At 43.8% G+C, this 23,340-nt stretch carries 21 protein-coding genes and 1 pseudogene; 9 read left to right on the top strand and 13 right to left on the bottom strand.

Features of this window, described 5'->3' with window-relative positions; all coding sequences use genetic code 11:
* Positions 1 to 44 precede the first annotated feature (44 nt).
* On the top strand, positions 45 to 761 hold the full coding sequence (locus tag ACRBG0_RS07730; protein WP_431486330.1) for a hypothetical protein: 717 nt from the start codon (positions 45 to 47) through the stop codon (positions 759 to 761).
* A 91-nt stretch (positions 762 to 852) separates the two neighbouring features.
* Here the strand turns inward: ACRBG0_RS07730 and ACRBG0_RS07725 are convergent, their stop codons facing one another.
* The 9 genes from ACRBG0_RS07725 to ACRBG0_RS07685 form a co-directional block, all read right to left on the bottom strand.
* Positions 853 to 1,563: a T9SS type A sorting domain-containing protein gene (locus ACRBG0_RS07725; RefSeq protein ID WP_431486329.1), complete on the bottom strand. Its 711-nt coding sequence runs from the start codon at positions 1,561 to 1,563 to the stop codon at positions 853 to 855.
* Between the two features lie 492 nt (positions 1,564 to 2,055).
* A complete protein-coding gene (locus ACRBG0_RS07720) occupies positions 2,056 to 2,430 on the bottom strand; it encodes a VOC family protein (RefSeq protein ID WP_431486328.1) in 375 nt (124 codons plus the stop codon).
* A gap of 86 nt (positions 2,431 to 2,516) precedes the next feature.
* Positions 2,517 to 3,332 (bottom strand): DUF6597 domain-containing transcriptional factor, encoded by an 816-nt coding sequence (locus ACRBG0_RS07715; RefSeq protein ID WP_431486327.1) that lies wholly within the window; start codon positions 3,330 to 3,332, stop codon positions 2,517 to 2,519.
* Positions 3,333 to 3,717: 385 nt separating this feature from the next.
* Positions 3,718 to 4,629, bottom strand: a complete 912-nt coding sequence (locus ACRBG0_RS07710; protein WP_431486326.1) for a helix-turn-helix domain-containing protein — start codon at positions 4,627 to 4,629, stop codon at positions 3,718 to 3,720.
* A gap of 10 nt (positions 4,630 to 4,639) precedes the next feature.
* Positions 4,640 to 5,152, bottom strand: coding sequence for a hypothetical protein (locus tag ACRBG0_RS07705; protein WP_431486325.1), 513 nt, complete (start codon positions 5,150 to 5,152; stop codon positions 4,640 to 4,642).
* Between the two features lie 30 nt (positions 5,153 to 5,182).
* Positions 5,183 to 6,133: an SDR family oxidoreductase gene (locus tag ACRBG0_RS07700; protein WP_431486324.1), complete on the bottom strand. Its 951-nt coding sequence runs from the start codon at positions 6,131 to 6,133 to the stop codon at positions 5,183 to 5,185.
* Between the two features lie 406 nt (positions 6,134 to 6,539).
* Positions 6,540 to 7,049, bottom strand: coding sequence for a hypothetical protein (locus tag ACRBG0_RS07695; protein ID WP_431486323.1), 510 nt, complete (start codon positions 7,047 to 7,049; stop codon positions 6,540 to 6,542).
* A gap of 77 nt (positions 7,050 to 7,126) precedes the next feature.
* Positions 7,127 to 7,537, bottom strand: a complete 411-nt coding sequence (locus tag ACRBG0_RS07690; protein WP_431486322.1) for a 6-pyruvoyl trahydropterin synthase family protein — start codon at positions 7,535 to 7,537, stop codon at positions 7,127 to 7,129.
* 128 nt (positions 7,538 to 7,665) lie between these two features.
* On the bottom strand, positions 7,666 to 7,812 hold the full coding sequence (locus ACRBG0_RS07685) for a hypothetical protein (protein ID WP_431486321.1): 147 nt from the start codon (positions 7,810 to 7,812) through the stop codon (positions 7,666 to 7,668).
* A 166-nt stretch (positions 7,813 to 7,978) separates the two neighbouring features.
* Here ACRBG0_RS07685 and ACRBG0_RS07680 point away from each other — a divergent pair, with 166 nt between their 5' ends.
* The 4 genes from ACRBG0_RS07680 to ACRBG0_RS07665 all read left to right on the top strand — a co-directional run bounded on the left by ACRBG0_RS07680 (position 7,979) and on the right by ACRBG0_RS07665 (position 12,687).
* Positions 7,979 to 9,136: an ATP-binding protein gene (locus tag ACRBG0_RS07680; RefSeq protein ID WP_431486320.1), complete on the top strand. Its 1,158-nt coding sequence runs from the start codon at positions 7,979 to 7,981 to the stop codon at positions 9,134 to 9,136.
* 65 nt (positions 9,137 to 9,201) lie between these two features.
* Positions 9,202 to 10,599: a PSP1 domain-containing protein gene (locus ACRBG0_RS07675; RefSeq protein WP_431486319.1), complete on the top strand. Its 1,398-nt coding sequence runs from the start codon at positions 9,202 to 9,204 to the stop codon at positions 10,597 to 10,599.
* A 2-nt stretch (positions 10,600 to 10,601) separates the two neighbouring features.
* Positions 10,602 to 12,005: a dihydrolipoyl dehydrogenase gene (gene lpdA, locus ACRBG0_RS07670; RefSeq protein WP_431486318.1), complete on the top strand. Its 1,404-nt coding sequence runs from the start codon at positions 10,602 to 10,604 to the stop codon at positions 12,003 to 12,005.
* A gap of 157 nt (positions 12,006 to 12,162) precedes the next feature.
* The gene (locus ACRBG0_RS07665) at positions 12,163 to 12,687 is read left to right on the top strand and encodes a GAF domain-containing protein (RefSeq protein ID WP_431486317.1); all 525 of its coding nucleotides are present in this window, start codon (positions 12,163 to 12,165) and stop codon (positions 12,685 to 12,687) included.
* 471 nt (positions 12,688 to 13,158) lie between these two features.
* Here the strand turns inward: ACRBG0_RS07665 and kbl are convergent, their stop codons facing one another.
* Together kbl and ACRBG0_RS07655 are read right to left on the bottom strand one after the other, a co-directional pair.
* A complete protein-coding gene (kbl, locus tag ACRBG0_RS07660) occupies positions 13,159 to 14,343 on the bottom strand; it encodes a glycine C-acetyltransferase (protein WP_431486316.1) in 1,185 nt (394 codons plus the stop codon).
* 27 nt (positions 14,344 to 14,370) lie between these two features.
* Positions 14,371 to 15,303: an NAD-dependent epimerase/dehydratase family protein gene (locus ACRBG0_RS07655; protein WP_431486315.1), complete on the bottom strand. Its 933-nt coding sequence runs from the start codon at positions 15,301 to 15,303 to the stop codon at positions 14,371 to 14,373.
* Positions 15,304 to 15,556: 253 nt separating this feature from the next.
* On the opposite strand from ACRBG0_RS07655, the gene ACRBG0_RS07650 reads away from it, so the two are divergent.
* The 3 genes and pseudogenes from ACRBG0_RS07650 to ACRBG0_RS07640 form a co-directional block, all read left to right on the top strand.
* The gene (locus tag ACRBG0_RS07650) at positions 15,557 to 16,183 is read left to right on the top strand and encodes a tetratricopeptide repeat protein (protein WP_431486314.1); all 627 of its coding nucleotides are present in this window, start codon (positions 15,557 to 15,559) and stop codon (positions 16,181 to 16,183) included.
* A pseudogene (locus ACRBG0_RS07645) lies at positions 16,123 to 16,492 on the top strand (FG-GAP repeat domain-containing protein); the annotation flags it as partial. The gene ACRBG0_RS07650 and the pseudogene ACRBG0_RS07645, both read left to right, overlap by 61 nt.
* A gap of 2 nt (positions 16,493 to 16,494) precedes the next feature.
* On the top strand, positions 16,495 to 17,698 hold a 1,204-nt coding region (locus ACRBG0_RS07640; RefSeq protein WP_431486313.1), incomplete at its 5' end, for a CRTAC1 family protein.
* A gap of 158 nt (positions 17,699 to 17,856) precedes the next feature.
* On the opposite strand, the gene ACRBG0_RS07635 is transcribed toward ACRBG0_RS07640, so the two are convergent.
* Together ACRBG0_RS07635 and ACRBG0_RS07630 are read right to left on the bottom strand one after the other, a co-directional pair.
* The gene (locus ACRBG0_RS07635; RefSeq protein WP_431486312.1) at positions 17,857 to 20,058 is read right to left on the bottom strand and encodes a T9SS type A sorting domain-containing protein; all 2,202 of its coding nucleotides are present in this window, start codon (positions 20,056 to 20,058) and stop codon (positions 17,857 to 17,859) included.
* A gap of 354 nt (positions 20,059 to 20,412) precedes the next feature.
* Positions 20,413 to 20,751, bottom strand: coding sequence for a nucleotide pyrophosphohydrolase (locus ACRBG0_RS07630; protein ID WP_431486366.1), 339 nt, complete (start codon positions 20,749 to 20,751; stop codon positions 20,413 to 20,415).
* 262 nt (positions 20,752 to 21,013) lie between these two features.
* On the opposite strand from ACRBG0_RS07630, the gene rpsA reads away from it, so the two are divergent.
* Positions 21,014 to 23,107, top strand: a complete 2,094-nt coding sequence (gene rpsA / locus ACRBG0_RS07625; RefSeq protein ID WP_431486311.1) for a 30S ribosomal protein S1 — start codon at positions 21,014 to 21,016, stop codon at positions 23,105 to 23,107.
* The last annotated feature ends 233 nt before the right edge of the window (positions 23,108 to 23,340 follow it).

Here is a 23,340-nt window from a genome sequence, read left to right as displayed (position 1 = left end):
GAAAATAGCAATCTCCTCTCATCGTTCTAAAAAAAAGCCAAATCATGCTCCATAGACTCGCTACTCTCTTTTTATGCTTGTTTGCGCCCTTATTCCTTTGGGGGCAGGACAGGAATTACCCGCCACGCCACGAGATAGGCTTTGACCTTTTGCCGATTATCGTCACTGGCAGTACCAATAACAATGTAGGATTGGGTATGGAACTATTCTTTACACAACAAGTGAAAGAGGGGAAATTACGTCTACGCTATCTTACCAACCGGCGGGGAGCCAACTACCGAGACAATGGGATTTTGCGCCGCTATGAGAAGATGCTTTCCAACAACTCCCTACGCACGGTAGAAAATCGCTACTGGCAGCGCCAAAACCACGGTCTACGGCTTGGGTACGAGCAAGTATTCCGCACCAAAGTGATAGAATACTATTGGAGTTTCGACCTGTTTGGCCAGTACAATCGTGCCCAAATTGCCTCGCTGGCATTACTAGACAACCCGAATTTACCCGACAGCGAACCGGAAGAAGAATTCAGTGCCGTCAACGACTTCAACAGCTATGAATTTGGCATCATCCCTACCTTGGGCTTAGGCTTTTACATTGATGAAAAAATTCAGATCAGGGTAGAAATCGGTCCTAAACTCAGTATCCTTCACGAAGACCTACCGCTGCTGGACGAGAACAATGAACTTTTTTACAACAGCTATACCATCAGCAGTTCGGAGCTGTTTCTTCTGAATGATATTTTGATAACTTATAAGTTTTAGTTGGGCTTTATAAAAATGAATTGAACCATATAAGTGATTATAAGGTCATAGAAGGGATTTTTTCTAAAACAGCTTAAATCATTCAAAAAACCTAATATTTCAAAAACTTAACGGTTTTAATCACTTCTCCCCTTTTGCCCATTAGCTGCACCCAATAGACGCCAGCCGGCAAACCATTCATATCATAATACTGATTGGGTGTTACCTTAAATTGCCGCACTTGCTGACCCAACACATCATAAACCTGGAGTTGTTGAATTGCTTGTGTTTCCGTTAACTGAAAGAAATCAGCCGATGGGTTGGGGTATATTTTAAAAACTTCATCGTCAATTTCGGAGGTACTGGTAATACAGTTAACATCTCCTGTTACTGTAAAATGATAGGTTACCAGCAAAGTATCTGCGGCGTCATTAAGGTTGGTGATTTTCAGTACGACCTCTGCTTCTCCGGCGGTAAGACCATCTCCTTGTGGATCAACAAAGGTCAAAACATCGATATGCTCCGTACGATTGGGGAGTAAATTGAATTCCAATGAATTAACTGTTGGTATAGCTTGAATCCAAACCCCAAAAACAGACGTCACCCAGCAGTCGGGTTTATCATTGACGATGCGATCCCATTTCATGTAGAGCGTATCCGCAGTATTGTTGGTGATGAATGATTCCGCAATAAGTCCGCCCGGAAAACTGAGTGTCTCAAGGCCTGCTTCAACCGCAACAGGGTTTGGGCTCAGCGTGAAACTCTGAGATTGCGCAAGCGTCTGGAAGACTAGCATTGGAGCAAGAAGGAGGTATTTGAGCATGGCTTGGGTGTCGTTTTATGGAAGGCACTACTCAAAAGTACGAATTTTGATTTATAGCGTACTGGGCTTATTCCTGGGTAAAAAGAATAGTGGTAACACAGATTTAGCTAACCTCAAGCTCACCAAATGTCGCGTAATTATTTCATTTCTATTGCCGTATGATGCTCTCGGGTATAACCTTTTATTCTTGACCTTCCACATTCATAATTCTTGCGCTCCTTTCGGAATCTATTAATGAACAGTGCAAAGCTCTTAATTCCATCTTGCAAAATACTCCTTCAACATCTCCTTTTAGTCGACCACACAATAGGCAAAAAACACTTTTAGGCTTCCTCTTACATTTGTGCTATCAGCGATAAAAGTAGCAGTAGTCGTACTTTTATATTGAGATAATAGCAAGCAGGATTGCTATCTATATACAGTATTACGATGAATGGCAAGTGAGGTGCATAACCCCACTTACCATTTTATACTTTTCCGTTATTTGAAATATTATTTCTTGGAGTATAGACCTATTGTATTGCCGTCTAAATCCAGAAACAAAGAAATATAACCAAATTCTCCTATCGGCATTTTAGGCCTAATTATTTTGCCTCCTGCTTTTTCTACTCTTACCTCTTCAGTAACACAATCTGCTGAGGCAAAATATATTACAGTATTATTTCCATTAGCACTTATATCACTTTTTTCAACTAAAGCACCTGTCGCATTAGGCCCTTGTTCATCAAATGGGAAAGTGGATTGTTTTCCCCACTCAGCTGGTAAATCAGTCAGCTTTATATCGAATACTGATTCATAAAATCCTTTTGACTCATTTAAGTTTGAAACATTAATATCAAACCAACATACTGGATTTAAACTTTTCATTTTTACTTACTTTAGGTTCTTATTGTAATATCACAACGCAAAGATGCGATGAGTCTAAAACCCAAAATTGTAAAAATGGGACAACCTCAATTCTCTTTATCAAAAATCAAAGACATCTTTAGGTGATCTCCGTAAAACTCTTTAGGAGAGAACCCTGTAAATTCTCTAAAATCTTTGATAAAGTGTGATTGGTCGTAGTATTCATTTTCGTATGCTAAATCAGTAAGTTTTAAAGTCTTTTCTGTTAGTAATTTTTTAAGAGCACTCTGTAATCTTATAGTTTTTGAAAGCTGTTTAGGGCTTAAACCTATCGCTGAGGAAAACTTACGAACCAATTGTCTTCGATGGATATGATTTTCCTTGGAAATATCGGCAACTGAAATCTGTCCATCTGCCGTTAAAATCGTATCGACTATAGATTTTACAATCTTATCAATTGTTTTCATATCAGTCAGACGGTCGAGCAAGAATTTTTCGACAATACTAATTCTTTCTGTCGTTGTATTAGCGCTAAGAATATTTTCCTCTAATGCTTGTCCGTTTTTTCCATACAACTGCTTTAACGGAATGGGCGTGTTTTCCATTTCTTTTAAAGGTATCGTCGCAAATGGCAAAAATCCATTAGGGTGAAATCGAACTACAAAAGTCCCTGTATCCCCAGCGGGCTCAACTATGTAAGGTCTAGTTAGCTGCCCTATTAAAAAGCACCTTGGTTGCAAAAAACTATCTCCATTTTCGGGATGATGCCAGTATAAATCTCCATAATGAAAAATCAACTTCATTGTGCCGTCAGGAATGATGGTATTCATTTGTGGGGTCTCCTCTCTTGGAAAATCCAATGTCCAATAACATTTGACAAAATCTTTTAATTCTTGGTTAGGTTCAAATATTTTCCCATTCATGAATATTACCTTTTATCGCTTTGTTTTTTCTGGTGACGCATAACTCAAGTCGAGTATTTACGGCGAGGCGTACCTGCGGTGATCGCCCTTTCAGTCCTCAGAGTTCAACGCAGCAAGGCGAACTCCGAGGAACTTACGACCAGCAAAAAAGAGCACCTCAGATTCCGCCAATCTACTCGATTTTCAGGACAATACGGTTCTATTTTTTGATTTTAAATACTCGTACTTTTCCGGCTACTATGTAGGCACGCAGCGAAGCATAGACGTAGAAGCAACGCTTTTGTCTGAAATGGACATCATTCCCAAAACAGAGAATAAACTTAGAGAACCTCAATACGCTAGAAGGATTAAGTCCCTTAATAGCAAATTGCCAAAGCCGCCCCCCTTAATTCATCTTATATTTCTCTCTATACTCCGATGGACTTACACCTTCCTTCTTTTTGAATAATCTTGAAAAATATTGTGGATATTCAAATCCTAGTTCATACGCTACTTCAGAAATACTTTTATCCGGTTTCAATAAAATATTCTTGGCTTCATCAATCAAGTATAATTGTAAGTGTTCTGTTGTTGTTTTTCCTGTTTCTTTTTTTAGTGTGTCACTAAGGTAGCGTTGCGAAACCGACATCTTATCGGCTAATTGCTCTATACTTGGAATACCCTTTTCTTGCAGTTGCCCCGACTCAAAATATGCTTCTAATTGCTGGTTGAATTGCGCTAACAAGTCATTCGACAGTTCTTTTCGATTTAAAAACTGTCTTTCATAAAAACGGTTGGCATATTTTAAAAGGGTACTTAATTGAGAGATGATGATGTCTTTGCTAAACTCATCTTGGTTGTTGTGATATTCTATTTCAATATTCTCTACGATGGATTCTATCTGCTTTTCTTCTCTTGGAGAAAGGTGCAAAGCTTCATTTGCGGAGTAGGAAAAGAACCCATATTTCTTAATCTGCTGCGCTAATTCAGTTCCTTTGAGGAAATCTTCATGGAAGTTTATCGAAAAGCCTTTTTGCTCAAAAACTACGCTACTATCCCATTGCAAAACTTGTCTTGGGGCGATGAAAATCAAGGCGCCATTCGTAAAATCATATTTTGTTCGTCCGTAGTTTAAGTCGCCTTTTACAACCTTCTTCAAGCTAATAGAATAGCAGTCGTTGGTGATGGGAGGCGAACTCTCTTTTGGGCACGGCAAAAAACCATCGTCTATCGCAGAAAACACGCTCAACATAGGGTGCTCCGGGCGCGGAAGCTCCAGGTAATCGATGTAAGCCGATAATGTTTTGAAATGTTGCATGTTGAATCACTTATTTTTTCAAGGTTGATTCTACCGACATTAACTGTTGATTATAATCGTCAATCCTGGCATGAGCAGTACCGTCAATCAACAGGATAACGACCAGCATAGCAATAGTTGTAATCATACTTGCCCGCCAAACAGGTTTGTCAACGAATACGATGACAAGCGCACAGACCGCGATAATTAAAGGGATGGCCTTAAAAACAACGGTTTGATATTCCTTTAGGGTAGCTTCCGCACGTACCAATTCTAATTCTACAAAAGCTAATTTATCACTATTATAGGCAGTTTCAAACTGTGTAACTCTTGCTTTATTGGTAAAGAACAATCCCAGTCCTATTATCAACAGTAAAGATCCTGCTACCAAGGTAGGAATGATGTATGCTTTTGCCATGTCGGTTTTCCCCAATTGCCAAAACCCTATACTTGCCAATACAAATAGAAATCCGAAAAGAATAAAAAACTGCGTTGAAAAAACTTCCGCTTTTGCCCAATCGGTGGCTGTTTTTAGTATATCCATATCTTTATGTTTTAGTCTTTCTTTTCTGATTTAGACATTCCACTCCATACCGGTTGCCTGCTCTGATACCTCCCAAAGCTTTTGCATTACCGCTTTATCTTTTGCATGCGGTTCTAATTTATGTTCTCCAACGGGACCAGTCCAATTATTTCGTCCTGTTGGGCCATAAAAACCAGTTTGATCAAGATTTGGTTCTGTAGCACACATCAACATTGGGTACGCACCTTTTTCAGCCGATTGCACCATTGGCGTCAGCTTCATGATTTGCCACACGAACCTCGTCAATAAACTACCGCTGGTTTTGATGAGAGAAGTAGCCGAAGCACCTGGGTGACAAGCATAAGCTTTGACATCGGTTTTGCCTGCTTTTTTCAGTCGGTCTTGTAGTTCATAGACCGTCATAATTTGTGCCAATTTGCTTTGGCTATATACATCATTAGCACCATAATTTTCATCCCAGTTCATATCGTCAAACTGTATGGTTTTAATACCTAAATTATACCCCATACTTCCTACCGTCACAATACGCCCTTTCGATTCTTCAATTCGTGGGTAAAGCAGTGCTTGCAGTAAAAAGTTACCATAGTGGTTAACCCCCATTTGACTTTCAAAACCATCGACAGTCATTACTTGCGTGGGCACTTGGGCAATGGCTGCGTTAAGTATCAATGCATCTATTTGAGGAATTGTGTCAAGCACTTCTGCTGCAGCTTTTTTCACAGAAGCTAATTCTGCGAGGTCCATACTTATATTAGATACATCTATATTATTGCCAAGTTCTTGTTTCAAAATTGCGATGGTATCTGCTGCTTTGTTCGTATTACGATTAAGCATCACCACCTTTGCCCCCTTGGATAACAGTATTTTTGCTGCTTCAAACCCTGTGCCGCTCGTGGTACCTGTGATAAGGTATATTTTACCACTTAAGCTTCCTAATCTTTCAGGAGTCCACCCTTGTTTGCCAAATTCTTTCGTATTCATCTTTAATTATTTCTAGCTATTGAAAAGAATATCACAAAGGTAGGCGTGAAGTTATCTTAACGTCTTATACTAAATTTCGAATCTTGTATATTTTTTTGGAGTTTAATTGATACTAATGATTGGCTACGCACCAGCCCGAAGGAAGCCAAAGAACCGAAGGATACCCTACGTTTTTATCTTTAAACCTTAATTGTTAGGAAAAACTACTGACACACTTTATGCAATATTGAGGTGCTCCGGGCTAGGAACGAGCATTGTCGCACTAGCTAAGTTAGCGGAAATTCTTATCTATACCTCCATTGTAGATCTTCCAGTATTGCAAAGACCACTAAGTTGCCAATCAAATCCCATCTAAAGTGTACTGTCTTTTAAAAATGATAGACTCTAACTTTCACCTCATGAAGTATCAATCATCATCGTAGTACCATCTTCCATTCCTTCCATACACTTTATACGTAATATTAAATGTTCTAAACTTAACTATGAAGTCATCATCATTTATGTATTCGTATTGTATTCTGGAATTAAATCTGTGCTTTAAATCTAGATCTTCAAACTCTTTGCCTTCGATATTTTCTGGGTATTTATTATTTACAACTCTATACTCCTCAAGTCTTTTTACTAGCAATTCTCCTTTCCGTTCACCCGATTTTTCAATCTGATGTTTAGCAATTCTTTGTGAGGAGTAGCTTACCCAAAATATTGAAAAAACAACCAGTAACACTTTTGCTCTTTGCTTCCTACCTTTTTTATAATTTACAAATGCAATAATTGGTAGGGCGACACTAATTATAATCAATACTATATTAATCAGCCATCCGATAAACCACATCAATGTCGTAAGTCCAAAAATCATATTGAATACTACAAAACACGAGAGATACAGTACCAATATGTTACGTTTTTGTTTATTCATTTTGGAAGTAATGGATATTATTCCATGATATCATAAGTACAGAAAGCAACTCTTGAATTCTACAGATTTCCGCTAACTCACCTCACCGGATACTCCACATAATTCCTCGGCGTTTCCCACAGGCGGATGGTCAGTTCGTAGCGGTCTTCCAGCCGGGCACGTATTATTTGCCAGATCACATAGCAGATGTTTTCTGCCGTCGGATTGAGATTGCGAAATTCTTCCGTATCCAGGTTGAGGTTTTTGTGATCAAAGCGCTGCTCTACTTCTTCGTAGATGATGTCTTTTAGAATCTTCAGGTCGATCAGATAGCCGGTTTCGGGGTCTACTTCTCCTACCACTTTTACTTCCAGTTCGTAATTATGCCCGTGGTAATTGGGGTTATTGCATACTCCGAAAACCTCCTGGTTTTTTTCTTCCGACCAAGAAGGGTTGTGCAAGCGGTGAGCAGCGTTGAAATGAGCCCGGCGAAAAGCGGCGATTCGCATAGTTTATTCTGGTTTGATAACTTTCAAATATTCCAACAAGAAAACGCTTTTTAAGTTCTTGGCTGCTTTTTTGGCAATTGTCAAAGGAAGCATTAAATTTGGTGTTATTATTTAACCAAGAAAAGTATCTAATCGTTGTTTTCGGGCAGGAGGTTGCCGTTTTTATCTCCATATCCGTTTTCAATATTTGCTACTTTCAATATATCCTGTACATTTCCGCTGGCCAGTCGTTTCGGCCAAGTTGAAAACTTCGGGAAAACGATTTGACTTATCATCGGCTCAAGCCCTTGTTATAAATATCACCCTCACCGGTGAGTCCATTTTGCAAAAAGAAACAGCCTTGATGGCTAATGCTATCACTTCACAAAGGCACTTTCTTCTTGATCGTTTTCTTTCCGGCCCGGTTCTGCGGCAGGGATGTACAGTCTAGAATAAAAGGGTATGCTATTCGATGACGTCATCGGGCAAGAACAGCCGAAGTCCCTCTTTCGGCAGATGATCCGTTCGGACAGGATGCCGCACGCTCTTTTATTATTGGCTGCTACAGGCAGCGGTGGTTTACCGCTGGCACTGGCCCTCGCCCAGTATTTGCTCTGTGAGAAAAACGAGGAACAGGAAGAATCCTGTGGCGTATGTAGCCACTGCCGAAAAGCCACGAAGTACGTTCACCCCGACCTCCACTTCTCTTTCCCTACCATTGGTACCAAAGCCCTCTCCGATCACTTCCTGCCCCAATGGCGCGAAGCACTCTTCGCCAATCCTTATCTGGAAATCAACGATTGGCTCCAGCATATCGGTGCCGAAAACAAGCAGGGTAACATCAATAAAGACGAGTGTCTCAACATCATTCGTAAACTTAGTCTCAAGAGCTTTGAAAGTCCACGTAAAGTGGTCATTCTCTGGTTACCGGAATACCTGGGCAACGAAGGTAACCGTCTTCTAAAAATCATCGAAGAGCCCCCCGAACAAACGGTCTTCATTCTGGTCGCCGAAAATCAGGAGTTGATTCTGAACACCATCCTTTCGCGTTGCCAGTTGGTAAAAATCAACCCGCTTTCCGACGAAGATATTACAGCAGCATTAAGCCAACAGAAAGGAATACCCAACGAAGATGCTATGGCCATTGCGCAGCTTGCCAGTGGTAATTTCAATGACGCCCTGAAAGCTGCACAGCACGAAGAAAGCGACCAAGCAGTGCGTTTTCTAGACTGGATGCGGCGCTGCTACAAAGGGCTGCCCAAAGAAATGGTCGAATGGGCCAACGATTTTGCCGGACAAGGACGAGAGAATCAAAAACACTTTTTACAGTATGCCTTACACTTCTGGCGAGAATTTCTCGTTTTGAAGACCAGAGGCGAAGAAGTCGTGCGGCTTCGGGAGCGAGAAAAACAAACGGCTATCGGAATGGCCAAAGTGATACAACTCCCCCAATTGGAAGCCATTATACAATTACTGGATGATTGTATGTTTTATGTGGAGCGCAATGCGCACCCAAAGCTTTTGTTTCTGGATGCCAGCATCCAGATTAATCACATTATTAAACACTGGTCGGCCTACCAAGAGCAACAGAAAGCCCGCCTGGCAAAAGGCCTGGCTTAGAGAAACTCTTATGTAGCTGGTTTGTTTCTTAGAAAACAACCACCCGACTTAGAATATATAACAGCATGGGATGTACAGGATGTAGTGTAGGTATAGAAAACGGGACGCCAAGTGGCTGTGGTAGCAAAGGAAATTGCGACACCGGCGGCTGTAACCGTATGAATACCTTTGATTGGCTGACTCAAATGGACATATCCGACGTTGACCAGTTTGGCACCGTCGAGGTGAGCTTCAAAAATGGTTCCCGGAAAAGCTTCTTTCACCTCCCTCCTCACCTGCATTTGCATACAGGTGACATGGTGGTGGTCGAATCCAAAAACGGCTATGATATCGGGCGCATAAGCCTCTCTGGAGAGCTTGTTCGCTTGCAGATGAAGAAAAAGAAAATCAAAGAAGACAGTGTGATTCCCGCTGTTATCCGCCAAGCCAACGAAAGAGACCTGGAACGCTTGGAAGAAGCTCGGCGACAAGAAAAGCCATCCCTGATCCAAGCCCGGGCTATTTCGCGTTCGCTAGGCCTTGACATGAAGATCGGTGACGTTGAATTTCAGGGTGACAAACGCAAAGCCACCTTTTTCTACACCGCCAACGGGCGCGTAGATTTCCGCGAACTGATTCGGCATTTTGCCCGCGAGTTTAGGGTCAAGATTGAGATGCGCCAAATTGGTGCCCGTCAGGAATCCGCGCGTATCGGTGGCTTAGGGTCTTGTGGCCGTGAATTGTGTTGCTCAACCTGGTTGACCGATTTCAAATCAGTATCTACAGCGGCGGCACGCTACCAAAATCTGGCTATCAATCAGGCCAAACTTTCAGGCCAATGTGGTCGACTAAAGTGTTGCTTGAATTACGAGCTAGACACTTATATGGAGGCCGTTCAAGCGTTTCCCAAAAAAGCAGATAAGCTGCAAACTGAATCGGGTGCAGCCGTACTGGTGAAAACCGATATTTTCAAGCAGTTGATGTTCTACGCCTACACCGAAGGCCGTAACCGAGGCAAACTGTACGCCCTGAAAATCGAGCAGGTCGCAGAAATACAAGCATTGAATAAAAAAGGTGAAAAACCTATCGATCTCGGACTTTTGGCAATGGCCGCTATTGACGAAGAAGATCAGGAACCAGACTACGAAGATGTAACCGGCTTCATTGAACTTCCTCCTGAACAGCGAAAGAAAAAATCGCGTAACAAGCGCCGTAAGCCTTCTAACAGGAGTAATAAACCCGACGATAGATCTCGCAGAGAAGATCCTAAGAAAAAACCTGACGAAAGACCTCGCAGAGACCGCCCTAAGAAAAAAGAGGAAGGTCCTAAAAAGGAAAAGCCACAAGTTAAAGGCGAAGAAAAATCAGGTGACCAGCCTAACCAAAAACGGAGACGAAATAATCGTCGCCGAAGTAAAAACCGCAAACCTGACAACAGAAATAACAATAACCAACAAGGAAATAACCCCACCAAAGACAATTAAGTATGAAATATGATCTTACGATAATCGGTTCCGGCCCTGGCGGGTATGTTGCGGCCATTAGAGCATCACAACTGGGGCTTAAGACAGCCATTATCGAACGTTACGCTACCCTGGGAGGTACCTGCCTCAATGTAGGCTGTATTCCATCCAAAGCACTACTCGATTCGTCCGAGCACTACCACAATGCCGCTGAAAAGTTTACAGCGCATGGTATTCAGCTAAAGGACCTGAAGGTAGATATGCCCCAAATGATCAAGCGCAAGGATGAAGTCGTTGAGCAGACCTGCAACGGGATCGCATTTCTGATGAAGAAAAATAAGATCGACGTTCACCACGGCCACGGATCGTTCAAGGATAAGAATACCATCATCGTTACCAAAGACGATGGCACCACGGAAGAAATTTCTACCGATAAAACGATCATCGCCACCGGATCGAAGCCGATTGTTCCCGCAGCCTTTAATTACGATAAGAAGCGGGTCATCACCTCTACCGAAGCGCTTAACATTGACAAAATCCCTAAGCGTATGGTTGTCATTGGTGGTGGCGTAATCGGTTTAGAATTAGGTTCCGTCTTCGCCCGCCTGGGTACAGAAGTAGAGGTGGTTGAATACGCCGACCGTATTATCGCTACCATGGACAAAGACTGTAGCAAAGAATTGATGCGGTCTCTCAAGAAAACCGGATTAAAATTCCACCTCAAGCACGCTGTTACTGAAGTTAAAGCTACCAGCCGTAGCGTTACCGTTAACGTTCAGAAACGCGACAGCGAAGAAACCTTTGAAATCAAGGCGGATTATTGCCTAGTGGCTATTGGCCGTAGAGCTTATACCGATAAACTTGGTTTGGAAAATGTTGGCATTGCCACCGATGATCGTGGTCGTGTAGAAGTAAACGCCCATCTGGAAACTGCGGTACCTGGCATCTATGCTATCGGTGATGTAATCAAAGGAGCGATGCTGGCCCACAAAGCCGAAGAAGAAGGCACCTTTGTCGCAGAAACCATCGTTGGCCAGAAGCCACACATCGACTACAACCTTATTCCTGGCGTCGTTTACACCTGGCCAGAGGTAGCTGCTGTAGGCAAAACGGAAGACGAGCTCAAAGAAGCAGGTATCCCGTTTAAAGCAGGTAAGTTCCCGTTCAAAGCATTGGGTCGTGCCCGTGCCAGTATGGACACTGAAGGAATGGTAAAAGTACTCGCTCACCAAGAGACCGACGAAATCCTGGGCGTACACATGGTAGGCCCACGAACCGCCGATATGATTGCAGAAGCAGTGGCTTTAATGGAGTTCCGCGCGTCAGCAGAAGATGCTTCTCGGATGAGCCATGCCCACCCGACGTATACAGAAGCTTTCAAAGAAGCTGCACTGGCTGCTACGGCAGATCGGGCCTTGCATATTTAAGCATACATGAGGTTTGCCTTTAGATGAGCATGTTTATTCAAACTCCACAAAGGCAAACCTCATAGTATTAGGTACTTTATACAAAGTACTTGGATTAGACGCTAATAAAGTATATCTACCTCCCCTCTACACTAAGAAACAGTACAAAAACACCCTCATGTCAGCTAGTGCAGAAATGCCTTACTTCATTAAGCCATCAGTGAATCTTTCGGCAACGGAAAAAGTAACGGCATACGAAGAGGCCCTCGCGGCCATTACTGCGAACCTCACCGGAGAAGAAGATCGCACCCTTAAAATGGTGACGATCAACTGCTTGCTAAAGACTTATCTGCCCTATTTTTATTGGGTAGGATTTTATGTAGTTAGCGGCCCAGAACGACTTTCTGTGGGGCCCTATCAGGGTACGCTCGGTTGTTTACACATCGCCTTTGGGCGGGGTGTTTGCGGCAAAGCTGCCCAGACAAAGGAAACACAGCTCATTCCCGATACGCATGCCCTCGCCCAAGGCAGTGAACACATTGCCTGCGATCCTAATTCACGCTCAGAGATTGTCGTACCAGTCTTTGATCCTCAAGGGGAGCTTATCGCCGTTTTTGATGTGGACAGCACCTTGGAAGCGTCTTTTGACGAGACGGATCAGCGGTATTTAGAACGATTATTGAAGGAGGTTTTCGGGGATTAGTAGTGCGGAGTGCGAAAGGGTGCGGATATGTGCGGGGTGCGCAGGTTAATTCCCTAGCAAAACTGTTATATGTCTGTTAACCCTTTAGTCCTAAGAGCAAAATCAAGAAAACACACCTCGGAGGGGTGGAACATTGGTAGCAACGAATAAACAAGCGACAAACCGACCTCGGCAGAGGTCGCACATAAGGAAGTATCGGCCTCCATTTTGATTCTTTCTATCCAGTCATCCAATAGGTATTAGTGTTCAACCTCATCCGAGGTCGTTCCAATTCCAATCAACATGGTTCTATCTATAAATGACCTCTACCGATATCAAAACACATAAATATGTCCCAACAGTACGCTGGTTTGGGAACCATCCCGACCACGAAATGTCTTTACTTCATGATCGGGATAGCAGGAGGAGAACAATGCGCCTTGGCGCTATCAAAAATCCTAATACCAAGTACCTCGTACCCTGTACCTTTTCTTAAATAACGCCCAACTCCTTCCCTACTTTCACAAAGGCTTGGATTGCTTTATCCAAATGGGCTCTTTCGTGCCCAGCAGACATCTGTACACGGATTCTCGCCTTGCCCTTAGGAACAACCGGATAGAAAAACCCAATCACATAAATACCCTCTTCCAGTAGCCTGTTGGCATAAGTCTGCGCCAATGGAGCCTCATACAACATCACAGGAACAATAGGGTGATCTCCTGGAACAATATCAAAGCCAGCAGCCGTCATTTCTGCCCTGAAATACTTGGTATTTTCTTCCAACTTATCCCTCAATGCAGTGGTAGAACTCAGCATATCCAAAGCCTTGATCGATGCTCCTACAATACTTGGCGCCAGCGTATTTGAGAATAAATAAGGTCGAGAACGCTGTCTAAGTATATCTACAATTTCCTTACGGGCAGCCGTAAAACCACCAGAGGCGCCCCCCAGTGCTTTACCATAAGTCCCGGTGATAATATCCACCTTTCCCATTACATTGCAGTATTCGTGTGTCCCCCTTCCTGTTTTACCAATGAAGCCCGTGGAGTGACATTCGTCTACCATTACCAGGGCGCCGTATTTTTCGGCAAGAGCACATATTTTATCCAACTGCGCGATGGTACCATCCATAGAAAAAGAGCCATCTGTAACAATCAGTACCCGGCGACAATCAGCCGCTGACTTGAGCTGTTCTTCCAGGGAAGCCATATCATTATGATCGTAGCGAAAGCGTTTTGCTTTACACAAACGGACGCCATCTATGATCGAAGCATGGTTCAACGCATCCGAAATAATGGCATCTTCTGCTCCTAAAAGGGGTTCAAACAAACCACCATTGGCATCAAAAGCGGCTGCATAAAGAATACAATCCTCCATGCCTAAAAATGCAGCAGTCTTCTCTTCCAGCTCTTTGTGAATATCTTGTGTTCCACAGATAAACCGCACGGATGATAGTCCGAAACCATGGGTATCAATGGTTTCTTTAGCTGCTTTGAGGAGTTCAGGGTGAGAAGAAAGTCCCAGGTAATTGTTTGCACAAAAATTGAGCACACTGTCCACTGCTACTGTGCTGATTTCCGCCCCCTGAGGGCTAGTAATTACTCGCTCAGACTTGTAGACACCACTTTCTTTCATCGCATCCAGCTCCTGCTGTAACGCTTCCTTGATATTATACATGCTTATTGTTTTTTTACAAAGATAAATTTAGCGGCGAAGCTTCTCTATCATCGTTGCCGTCATTTTTTTCAAATCGTATTCGGCTTGCCAGCCCCAGTCGTTGCGTGCAGCAGAATCGTCTATGCTATTGGGCCACTTGGCTGCAATCTCCTGCCGATGGTCAGGGGCATAAATGATTTCAAACCTTGGATAGATTTCTTTTATAGAGGCAGCCACTTCTTTCGGAGAAAAACTCGCACCTGCTAAATTATAAGAAGTTCTGATCTTTATCTTTTCCCTTGGTGCCTCCATCAACTCTATCGTTGCGCGAATAGCATCCTCCATGAAGATCATAGGCAAGGTCTCGTCTTCTTTAAGAAAACAGTTAAATGCCTCTTCTTTTACTGCGCTATGATAAATTTCTACCGCATAATCAGTGGTTCCTCCACCAGGAATAGACTGATAACCAATTACTCCTGGATACCTTAATGACCTTACGTCCAAATCGTACTTATGAAAATAATAGTTTGCCCACATTTCTCCGGCAGACTTACTAATACCATAGGCCGTCAACGGATCTAAAAAGGTATCGTTAGGTGTATTTTCTAAAGCGGCACTTTCTCCAAAAACAGCAATCGAACTTGGGTAAAATATTTTTTCTACGCCATTAAGCCGCGATGCTTCTAAAACATTCAGAAAGGCCATCATATTCACATTCCAACTCGCAAGAGGATTTTTCTCTCCGTTGGCAGACAAAATAGCAGCCAGGTGATAAATTTCTTTTATCCCGTATTTTTTTATGATCGTTGCAAGATCTTCTTCGTTGGTGGCATCAAGTGTTTCAAAAATTCCGTCATAGTTAGGTGATGGCCTTAAATCAGAGGCAATTACCTTGTCCTTCCCATATTTTTGCTGTAGAGATGTTCTTAAAACAGTCCCTAACTGGCCATTAGATCCAGTAATTAATATTGCATTGCTCATCTAATATTGATCTAGACACTAAGTTAATAACGCGACAGCCAGAGGTTACCCTCTCCATATCTCCCGTAAAGCAACGAAATATTAACGGTATATTTTGAAGTATTCATTTTTTTATTCTGAAAAAAGACACCATACTTACAAATACAGTGATTTATACGGAGGCAACTCAACTTCCCCTTTACCAAGATTGCAGTAGTTTTATCACCAAATTAAGTCGGTTACGAACAATGATCCTTCTACCGGTGCTCGCCAAATGCAGGATAGCATTAAAAAAATCATAGCCCAGGTCGATTTTTCCGGGCACATTTACGAACCCCAAAGGAAGCTCACTGTTATTGAACCTCAGGTATTAGCGATGCAACAGCAGGAGCAGCTCACCGTCCCAGCTTACATTGCCTACGGAGAAACCCTTTTGGAAGCTGGCCGTTCGCAAGATGCCATCAACGTTTTTGAAGACCTGCTGGAGCGCTACCCAGTCAACAAAACAATTGCTGTTCAGAATAAAGGGCTACACGAGGCACTCGCCTTGTGTTACCTGCGGCTGGGAGAGCAACGCAACTGCATCGAAAATCATACCGGCCAGTCTTGCATATTCCCCATTGCCGGTGATGGTATTCACACCAACACCACCGGTTCGGCCAAGGCCATCACTATTTACGAAAACATTCTCCGCGTATTTCCTGATGATCTGCGTTCTCGTTGGTTACTTAACTTGGCCTACATGACCTTAGGTAAATTTCCACAAGAAGTGCCTAAGCAATGGTTAATTGACCCCAAGCTTTTTGCGTCAAAAAACATCATCCCTACTTTTGAGAACACATCAATGCACCTGGGGTCGATGTCAATGACCTGGCTGGTGGTATTGTCCTCGACGACCTGAATGGCGACGGCAATTTAGATATACTGGCATCCTCTTGGGATATAGAAGGTACCCTCCAATATTTCGTCAATAACGGTGACGGTACCTTCACCGATCAAACCCAAGCCTCAGGATTAGGCGGCATAACCGGTGGTTTGAACCTGATACAAGCTGACTATAACAACGATGGGTTGCTGGACTTTTACATCTTACGCAGCCCGTGGTATGTTAGCAAAACACTCGGACAATTGCCCAATTCATTGATCAGAAATAATGGCGACGGTACTTTTTCAGACGTAACCATCGCGGCAGATGTCTACAGAGCAGGCCNNATCCTGGACCGACTTAAATGCCGATGGTTGGTTGGATTTGGTCGTCACTTATGAAACAAGCTCTGCTGCCGAACCTCACCCCTGCCAGGTGTATATCAACCAAAAGGATGGAACCTTTACCGATGTTGCCCCAAAAATAGGACTCAACCTTCTTGGCTTTTTCAAAGGCATCACCGTAGGGGATATAAACAATGATGGTTGGCCCGATCTCTATTTCTCGGATCTGAATGGCGCTAACAAGCTCTTCCTTCACACTGGCCTAGCGCCTAATGGTGATATCGCTTTCCGCAACGTCAGTCAAACCGCTGGCATAGAAGAGCCACACAGTAGTTTTCCAACCTGGTTTTTTGACTACAACAATGATGGATTTGAAGATATATTTGTGACCAGTTTCGATCAGTTTCTCCTCAAGCAGCAAACCATCGAAGTAGCCGCTGATTACCTCAACTTGCCCGTCAGGTCAGCTCCCTCCTGCTTGTATAAAAACAACGGTGATGGCACCTTCACTAACGTCAGCCAGGCCGTAGGCCTCAACCATGTACTCCCTGCAATGGGTTGCAATTTTGGTGACCTGGACAATGATGGCTTCCTCGATTTCTACCTGGGCAGTGGTGCACCTGACTTCAGGGCTATTGTACCCAACAGGATGTTCAAAAACCAGGGTGGCCAACAGTTCGTGGACGTAACCTACGACGGTGGCTTTGGCCATATCCAAAAAGGGCACGGCATCAGCTTTGCCGATGTTGATAACGATGGTGACCAGGATGTTTACGCCGTCATGGGAGGCTCCGTTTCCGGCGATTTTTTCCAGAATGCCTTCTTTGAGAACCCCGGCAATGACAATGGCTGGGTTACGCTGCGCCTGAAGGGTACTACCTCCAACCGGTCGGCCATCGGAGCACGGATAAAAATCATGGCCAGCTATAGCAATGGCAGTACTAAAGACATCTATCACACCGTCAATTCAGGTGGTAGCTTCGGGGCCAACAGCCTACAAGCAGAGATCGGGCTGGGTGCCAATGTGAGCAACATCTCCCTCAGCATCGACTGGCCCGATGGCAAGTCTGGCTATGCCGATTATGGCACCATCTCCACCAATACCATCTATCAAATAGAGGAAGGCAACCCGGAGGTAAAGGCGGTAACGCAAGCCAAGATTGACCTCGTACGTACTGGGGGCAGCCATGAGCATCATGGGCATTAGGGAGTTTGATGGTTGTTGGGAGATCCATTTGTATAAATACATTTATGCATTTATAATCTTCGTCCTTGGTTTACGATGAAAGACCGGAACCCCGCGCTCCGGCCTAGCGGCCTGCGCATTGATTTGGGGCTTAAACCAAAGCCAACAGAAACACCACACTAATAAATAACGACTTTGCCAGAAATAACCTTTTGACCACTTACTAGCCGTACGATGTAAGTACCAGGGTGTAAATCATCTTTGGTGAAAAACCGTGATTGTTGGCCTGGCAAAAAGTAAGCATTGTCGATAAGTTTCATGCGTACTCCATTCATGTTGAATAACTCAATGGTAGCAAAGTCGGCTTCTTCTTGGTTCCAGAAAACTTGAAAGGCGCAGCAACCAGGGTTTGGGGAAACGGTCAGTTGCTGCTTGACGGCTAAGATATCATAAGACTCAGGTAGCATCCGCTTAGAAGAATGAATGATGTAGATTCCTTCACTTGCATTTACCCATATACTGCCCTTTTTGTCCCGTACTAATGCGAAATAATCACCATACAAGTCGTTTTCCTCGTAATCAGGAAAGGTAGACCACGATTCGCCATCAAAATGAGCTAAACGAGTAGTCAAATCATTATTGAAAGTCACCCAAATATCATTGTCGGCATAAGCGAAAACTTTTTGAATTCCGTTATCAGGCGATTCTTCTGATCCATGTATATCGAAAGAAGGTAAGTGCAGAATACTTCCATTCGTCCATTTGATCATCTCAAAGCGATTACTCAAAAATAAATTCCCCTCAGAATCCAAGTCAGATGATAGATTATTATTACCATTACTTTCGCTGGTCAACTCTAATTCTTCCAAACTGTAACTTTCGTAATACCCGCCGTCCCGCACAACCAATTGAGCATCACCAGTAATAAATATTCGCCCTTGATGATCAACCTCTAAATTATTAACCCTAGTGGAAGATCGGGGAAAATAATCACTCAGAAAGTCGTGCCACCAACGCTCGTGCTCCCACCTACTGAAGCTACTGGGTGAAAGATGCCATATCCGATTAAAAGCATCAACATGTATTTTGATTCTGGAATTTAGCGGTGGTACTAAGATATCACTAGGAAGTCGTTGCCAATGATTGTTGATATACTGCTGAAAATTGTAACCATCCGGTCCGCCAACTAGAACAACAGGTATAAAAGGTTTACGAAACTTAAGATCCCACACCCAGGGAAAAGGATAGTCAGGAAAAAGTTGCTCAACAGGTTCCCATCGCCCTCCACTAAAAAACATAGTCCTAACTCCGGCACCCCATATTCTTCCCTGAGGATCATAGGACAATGACCTAAATGCTCCTTTTATAAAAGGTGATGTTACTATTGACTTCAATTCTCTATCATCAGAGAGACGAGATAACCGTGGTACTTTGTTATTGATGTAGTAGAGCATTCCGCTGCGAGAGATACCCAGCGCAGATTTGCAGCACTCCGCTCCTAGCCAATTAAGTGCTTCGATCTCTATCGCAGCGTTGTCCACAATTTGAAGTTTGTATATCTGTTGATCCGTAAAAAAATAGGCTTTATTTGGGGAGGAAGACAGGAATGTTGCTTGCAGTACATCTTCCGTTGTCAACTCTAAAGGCAAGCTCAACCAATATGTTTGCCACCCTTTATAAAATATCCCTTCTGGTCGACAAGCCCATATTTCGCCGTCTTGAGTAACGAGATTCCTTACTGGCGCCTGGTGGTCGCCCGGGATAATGAATGTATCCAGCCGTAGCGTTCGTTGTAAGAAAAGGGTATCATCGTAATTTGAAAATGCCCAAAGCCGGTCATCATTATCCAATAAATATTGACTACTTTCTATCAATACATCTTCTACCAATTGAAACCTAATGCTTGGATGATTAGGATTCCAACGGTAAATTTCGTTCCCCCCGCGGTCAACTAATAAACGACCATTGTTTTCTTTCCCTACAATGTTTCGCGGGTAATAAAAAGGGCCAAAACTAAACGGAATGTACTCCCATCCGTCACCATCTTGCCGCACAAACCCACGACCATCTGCCACAAAAGCACCTACTCGGTCATTATTATCTATCCATAATCCAATAAAACTGGATGGACGATCGAAAATAGACTTACCAAGCTCTTTTTTCATCGTCCCGTAGTGGTGAATTTTTACTTCCTCCGTTTGCAAATCAATTTCCAAAATGGCGTTATATGCATTGACCCAGAGTGTGGTTTCCGTTTCTAAGACTGCCTGCCCTCTATATAACTTAGGCATAAAATCCCATTCCCACTCCGTTTGGGCGTGGATAGTGAGGGCAAAAAAGAAAGAGAGAATAACTAAGGTAGCGCGTTTAATATTTTTCAAAAGCGTAGGGTTTTCAGAAAGATAGGCTTGTAAAATAGGTAATTAGAGGAAGGTTGCCAAATCCTGCGGCAAGAAGCTCAACGCCCTCCCAAGCGGAGCGAGCTGTGAGTCCGAAACCAAAGGTGACTCTGCGCTAGGGGTGGGAGCCAGCACCGGGCACCGGTGAGCCAGCAGGGCCAAGCGAATAGCGCGTGGCGGACGACCCGCCCCCAAAGGGGAGCGCCCAAAAAACTAATTCAACACACGACTTGATTAAATCTAAATCCGTCTACCCAGTACTAAGTACTTAATACTGTGTTGCTTGCCTGATACAAAAATCGCCTTTGGGCAATTCATAAAAGCAAGCCACACCTTTTACTTCAACTTCTCATTATTAGCGTGACGATCCTTGTCGCGGCTGGTTTTCTTTTCCAGGTTGTGCCGGAGGGCTTCGGTGAGGTCGATGCCGGTTTGGTTGGCCAAGCAGATGAGGACAAAGAGCACATCCGCCATTTCGTCGGCCAGCTGAGCCGGGGCACGCTTGGCGTCTTCGGGGCGTTTGAAGGATTGCTCGCCGTAGAGTCGCGACATGAGCCGGGCCACCTCGCCTACCTCTTCGGTGAGGATGGCGGTATTGGTGAGTTCACTGTAATAACGGATGCCGATGGTGTTGATCCACTCGTCGACAGTTTGTTGGGCGGTTTTTAAGGTCATTTTTTGATGGTTGTCCGTTGATGGTTGATTGTTGATGGTTTGGGGGCTAGAATGGGGACAAATTTCGGGATATTTTGGGAGATAAGACAAGGCAAGAAAACCCAGGAACAATAGCCAGATAAATGCTTGGTTATTAGTAGACAAAAGGCTACCTTTGCGCCGCAATTTAATTTATTCACAAGGGTTAATGGTGAAAAAACTTATAAGCTTTTCATTTTGAAGAACTTATTTGCCCCATTCCTAACTTAAAGCATTCTATTAGATGCTAGATGACAAGAACCTGGAAGAACAGGACAATCAGCAGGAAGAAGCCACTCCGGCAGAGGAGGTAGCTGAAACTGTAAATGACGCGGCAGAAGCCGTTGTTGAAAAGGTAGAAGAAGTAGCTGAAGCTGCTGCGGAAACTGTGGAAGAAACCGTTGAAGCGGTGACTGAGGCGGTAGAAGAAAAGGTAGAAGCTGCTGTAGAGGCTACGAAAGAAGTAGTAGCTGAAGCGACGGCGGATGCTTCTGACGAAGACGAAGACGAAGACGTAGAGATTGAAGTAGAGGTACCAACTGGTGCTACTGGTGAAGCTCACGACGACTTTGATTGGTCTATTGACAAGCGTGCCGATAACAGCTACACAGAAGCCGAGCGTGAAACCATGCTGGCGCAGTTTGACGAGTCGATGTCTGCTATTCAAGAAATGGAAATCGTTTCTGGTTTAGTAACGGCTATCAACGATGGTGATGTTGTATTGGACATCAACTTCAAGTCAGACGGTCTGATTCCATTATCGGAATTCCGTGACACACCAGACCTTAAGGTAGGTGATCACGTACGTGTTTACGTTGAGCAGCAGGAAGATGCTCGTGGACAGTTGGTACTTTCTCGCCGTAAAGCGAAATTGTTGCTGGCTTGGGAGTCTATCAAAGACAGCTACGAGAACGGTACCGTTATCAAGGGTACAGTTATCAGCAAGACCAAAGGTGGTCTGATCGCCGATTGTGGTGGTTTGGAAACCTTCTTGCCTGGTTCACAAATTGATATCAAGCCAATCATCGATTATGATAGCTACGTAGGTAAGACTATGGAGTTCAAGGTAGTGAAGATCAACGAAGCGATCAAAAACGCAGTTGTATCTCACAAAGCCCTTATCGAAAGCGACTTGGCCGAGCAGCGTGAAGCTATCATTGCCAGCCTTGAGCGTGGTCAGGTACTGGAAGGTTTGGTTAAAAACCTTACCGACTTCGGTGCATTCCTTGACCTTGGTGGTGTAGATGGTCTGTTGTACATTACGGACATCAGCTGGGGACGTATTTCTCACCCAAGTGAGAAACTCGAATTGAACCAGAAGATCAACGTTGTTGTACTTGACTTTGACGAGAACAAGAAGCGTATTTCTTTGGGTCTTAAGCAGCTACAACCCCACCCATGGGAAGTATTGGCAGAAGACATCAACGAAGGCTCTACCGTTACTGGTAAGATCGTTAATATCGAAGACTACGGTGCATTCTTGGAAATTCAGCCTGGTGTAGAAGGTTTGATCCACGTTTCAGAAGTAAGCTGGAGCAATCAGCCAATCAACGCCCGCGAACACTTCAAGCTCGGACAAGAATACCAAGCCAAAGTGGTTACTATCGACCGCGAAGATCGTAAGATGTCGCTTTCGGTTAAGCAACTACAGGATGATCCATGGGATAACATTGAAGAAAGATTCCCTGAAAACAGCCGCCACAGCGGTGAGGTGAAGAACCTTACTCCTTACGGTGTATTCGTGGAACTGGAGAATGGTATCGGTGGTATGATCCACATTTCTGACCTTTCTTGGACTAAGCGCTACGGCCACCCAAGTGAGTTTACGAAAGTTGGTGCACAAATCGATGTGATGATTCTTGAAATTGACAAGAACAATCGCAAATTGTCACTGGGTCACAAGCAACTGGAAGAAAACCCATGGGATACTTTCGAAACGGTATTCCCACAAGGATCTTACCATGAAGCTACTATCCTACGTAAGGATGACCGCGGTGCAATCGTACAGTTACCTTACGGTCTGGAAGCATACGCTCCCCTCAAGCACATCCGCAAGGATGACGGCACTTACGCTGAAGCTGATGAGGTATTGACTGTAAAAGTAATCGAGTTTAACCGTGATGACAAGCGCATCATGGTGAGCCACTTGCGTTACCTTGACGATATTCGCCGTGAGGCGGATGAGCAAGTTCGTAAAGAGCGTGACGATGAGCGTCAGGAAACTCGCAAAGCCGTTAAGAAAACACAATCAAGTGTTGAGCGTGATACGCTTGGTGACTTGGACGTGTTCAGCCAGCTCAAAGAGCAGTTGTCTGACGACGGTGGAGATGATGAGTAAACAGCGATACGCTTAAGCGTGTTTCTAAAATAGTAACACCCGGATCACTTGTAGTGGTTCGGGTGTTTTTTTTATGTCCTTTTCTTATCACATGGGTAGTGTTTTTTATCACATAGGTACATAGGCGGGTACTTTTTATCACATAGACACATAGTGGGGCTTAGGTTCCTCTAGGAGAAGTGTAATGCTCTGTGTCTATCTTGTGAAGTGTGCATGGGGGTATCACATAGGCA

The sequence above is a fragment of the Lewinella sp. genome (assembly GCF_050633125.1).
GTDB lineage: Bacteria > Bacteroidota > Bacteroidia > Chitinophagales > Saprospiraceae > Lewinella.
Note: the sequence above shows the minus strand (reverse complement) of the source record. Positions and strands in the feature narration are given on the sequence as shown.